This window comes from Thermoanaerobacter thermocopriae JCM 7501 (assembly GCF_001310975.1).
GTDB classification, from domain to species: domain Bacteria; phylum Bacillota; class Thermoanaerobacteria; order Thermoanaerobacterales; family Thermoanaerobacteraceae; genus Thermoanaerobacter; species Thermoanaerobacter thermocopriae.
Map to the genome: position 1 here is coordinate 1 of NZ_BAZY01000062.1, position 3,172 is coordinate 3,172.

3 protein-coding genes are annotated in these 3,172 nt (G+C 36.7%); all 3 read left to right on the forward strand.

All coding sequences use genetic code 11. The annotated features are described in order from the left end of the window. The first annotated feature begins 31 nt into the window (after nucleotides 1-31). The gene (gene xylA, locus JCM7501_RS12285; protein ID WP_012994345.1) at nucleotides 32-1,348 is read left to right on the forward strand and encodes a xylose isomerase; all 1,317 of its coding nucleotides are present in this window, start codon (nucleotides 32-34) and stop codon (nucleotides 1,346-1,348) included. A 16-nt stretch (nucleotides 1,349-1,364) separates the two neighbouring features. Then, complete coding sequence (xylB, locus tag JCM7501_RS12290; protein WP_028992697.1) at nucleotides 1,365-2,867, forward strand: xylulokinase; 1,503 nt, start codon at nucleotides 1,365-1,367, stop codon at nucleotides 2,865-2,867. A 12-nt stretch (nucleotides 2,868-2,879) separates the two neighbouring features. Next, a partial coding sequence (locus JCM7501_RS12295; protein ID WP_162199509.1) for a Gfo/Idh/MocA family protein occupies nucleotides 2,880-3,172 on the forward strand: 293 nt, incomplete at its 3' end.

Genomic DNA, 3,172 nt, shown 5'->3' on the forward strand with positions numbered 1-3,172 from the left:
AAATTATATTTTCAAAAAGGAGGAAAATGACATGGAATACTTCAAGAACGTACCACAAATAAAATATGAAGGACCAAAGTCAAACAACCCATATGCTTTCAAATTTTACAATCCAGATGAAATAATAGACGGAAAACCTTTAAAAGAACACTTGCGTTTTTCAGTGGCATACTGGCATACATTCACAGCCAATGGGACAGATCCATTTGGAGCACCCACAATGCAAAGGCCGTGGGACCATTTTACTGACCCTATGGATATTGCCAAAGCGAGAGTAGAAGCAGCCTTTGAACTATTTGAAAAACTCGACGTACCATTTTTCTGTTTCCATGACAGAGATATAGCTCCGGAAGGAGAGACATTAAGGGAGACAAACAAAAATTTAGATACAATAGTTGCAATGATAAAAGACTACTTAAAGACGAGCAAAACAAAAGTATTATGGGGTACAGCAAATCTTTTTTCAAATCCGAGATTTGTACATGGAGCAGCAACTTCCTGTAATGCAGATGTATTTGCATATGCAGCGGCGCAAGTAAAGAAAGCCCTTGAGATAACAAAAGAACTTGGTGGCCAAAATTATGTATTTTGGGGTGGAAGAGAAGGATATGAAACATTACTTAACACAGATATGGAATTAGAACTTGATAACTTAGCAAGGTTTTTACACATGGCAGTAGAATATGCAAAAGAGATAGGATTTGAAGGTCAGCTTTTAATTGAGCCAAAACCTAAAGAACCGACAAAACACCAATACGATTTTGACGCAGCGAACGTATATGCATTTTTGAAGAAATATGACCTAGACAAACACTTCAAATTAAACATAGAAGCAAACCATGCGACCCTTGCAGGACATGATTTTCAGCATGAATTAAGATATGCAAGAATTAACAATATGTTAGGCTCTATAGATGCAAATATGGGAGATATGCTTTTAGGATGGGATACAGACCAATTTCCAACAGACATACGTATGACAACCCTTGCAATGTATGAAGTCATCAAGATGGGTGGTTTTGATAAAGGAGGACTTAACTTTGACGCAAAAGTAAGACGTGCTTCATTTGAGCCGGAAGATTTATTTATAGGACATATAGCGGGCATGGATGCCTTTGCAAAAGGATTTAAGGTAGCGTATAAGCTTGCTAAAGATGGAGTATTTGATAAATTTATAGAAGAGAGATACAGAAGCTATAGAGAAGGTATAGGGCTAGAGATAGTAAGTGGAAAAGCAGACTTTAAAACTCTAGAAGAACATGCGTTAAACAATCCAAAGATTGAGAACAAATCAGGCAAGCAGGAACTACTGGAGTCAATATTAAATCAGTATCTATTCAGTGAGTAATTGGAGGGCTATAACTATGTATTTTCTTGGTATAGATGTAGGTACCTCGGCAGTAAAGATAATTTTAATAGAGGAAAATGGAAATGTAATAGGGAGCATATCAAAAGAATATCCAGTATATTACCCCCAGCCAGGCTGGTCAGAACAAAACCCTGAAGACTGGTGGAATGCCACAAAAGATGGCATACGTGAGTTAATAATTAAAACTGGTGTAAAAAATTATGATATAAAAGGCATAGGTTTAAGTGGACAAATGCATGGACTTGTTGTTTTAGATGAGAACAACAATGTACTAATGCCTGCTATACTTTGGAATGACCAAAGAACGCAAGAAGAATGTGATTATATTACCCAGACATTAGGCAAAGAAAAATTGGCCAAATACACAGGGAACAAAGCTTTAACCGGATTTACGGCACCTAAAATATTATGGGTAAGAAAACATCGCCCTGATATATATAAAAAGATTCATCACATACTTTTGCCTAAAGATTACATCAGATTTAAATTGACAAATGAATATGCAACAGATGTATCAGACGCATCGGGTACATTGTTATTTGATGTAGAAAATAGAAAATGGTCAAAAGAGATGCTAGATGCATTAGACATACCTTATAATTGGATGCCAAAATGTTATGAATCTACGGAAGTAACTGGATATGTTATAAAAGACGTAGCTGATTTAACAGGATTAAAAGAAGGAACAATAGTTGTAGGCGGAGGAGGAGACCAAGCCAGTGGAGCAGTAGGGACAGGAACAGTAAAAAGTGGCATAGTATCAGTTGCACTTGGCACTTCAGGAGTTGTATTTGCGAGTCAAGATAAATATGTAGTGGACGGAGAAAATAGGTTACACTCTTTCTGTCACGCCAATGGCAAATGGCATGTAATGGGAGTAATGCTTTCAGCAGCTGCTTGTTTAAAGTGGTGGGTGGATGAGATAAATAATTTTGGAAAAGCATCTGTGACATATGATGAACTCTTAGAAGAAGCAGAAAAGGTGAGAGCAGGGAGCGGGGGATTAATATTCTTGCCTTACCTTATGGGCGAAAGAACACCGCATAGTGACCCTTACGCGAGAGGATGCTTTATAGGGCTTAATATGACACACAATAGAGGGCATATGACAAGAGCAATACTTGAAGGTGTAGCATTTGGGCTTAGAGATTCACTTGAGATAATAAAAGAACTCAATATACCGGTAAATGAAGTAAGAGTAAGCGGTGGCGGTGCAAAAAGCGTATTGTGGAGGCAAGTACTTGCAGATATTTTTGGTGTCAGAGTAGACATGGTAAATGCAACTGAAGGACCAGCTTTTGGTGCAGCAATAATGGCGGCTGTAGGATATGAGGTATTTAAAGATGTCGAGGAGGCATGTAGCAAACTCATCAAAGTCAGTGACAGTGTGTATCCGATTGAGGAAAATAAAGATAAATATAATGAGGTTTATAAAATTTATAGAAATTTATACTATACGTTAAAAGATACGTTTAAAGATGTGTCTGGTATAGAATAGGGGGAAAATTGAATGATAAAAGTAGCAATTATTGGTACTGGTAATATTTCTCCTCAGCATATTCAAGGATATCTACAATTTTCAGATAGGTGCAAAATTGTTGCTTTGGCAGATATATATCCCGAGAAAGCAAGAGATAAAAAAGAAAGATTTAATCTTGAAGATGCCGACGTATATGACGATTATAAAAAAGTATTAGAGAGAAATGATGTAGATTTGGTAGATATATGTACGCCACCTTATACACATGCTGAAATAGCAGTAAATGCATTAAATACTGGAAAACATGTATTAGTTGAAAAACC

Bases quoted from the DNA above. Each gene is read 5' to 3' on its own strand.
- xylA (WP_012994345.1), top strand. From the start codon at position 32: ATGGAATACTTCAAGAACGTACCACAAATAAAATATGAAGGACCAAAG.
- xylB (WP_028992697.1), top strand. From the start codon at position 1,365: ATGTATTTTCTTGGTATAGATGTAGGTACCTCGGCAGTAAAGATAATT.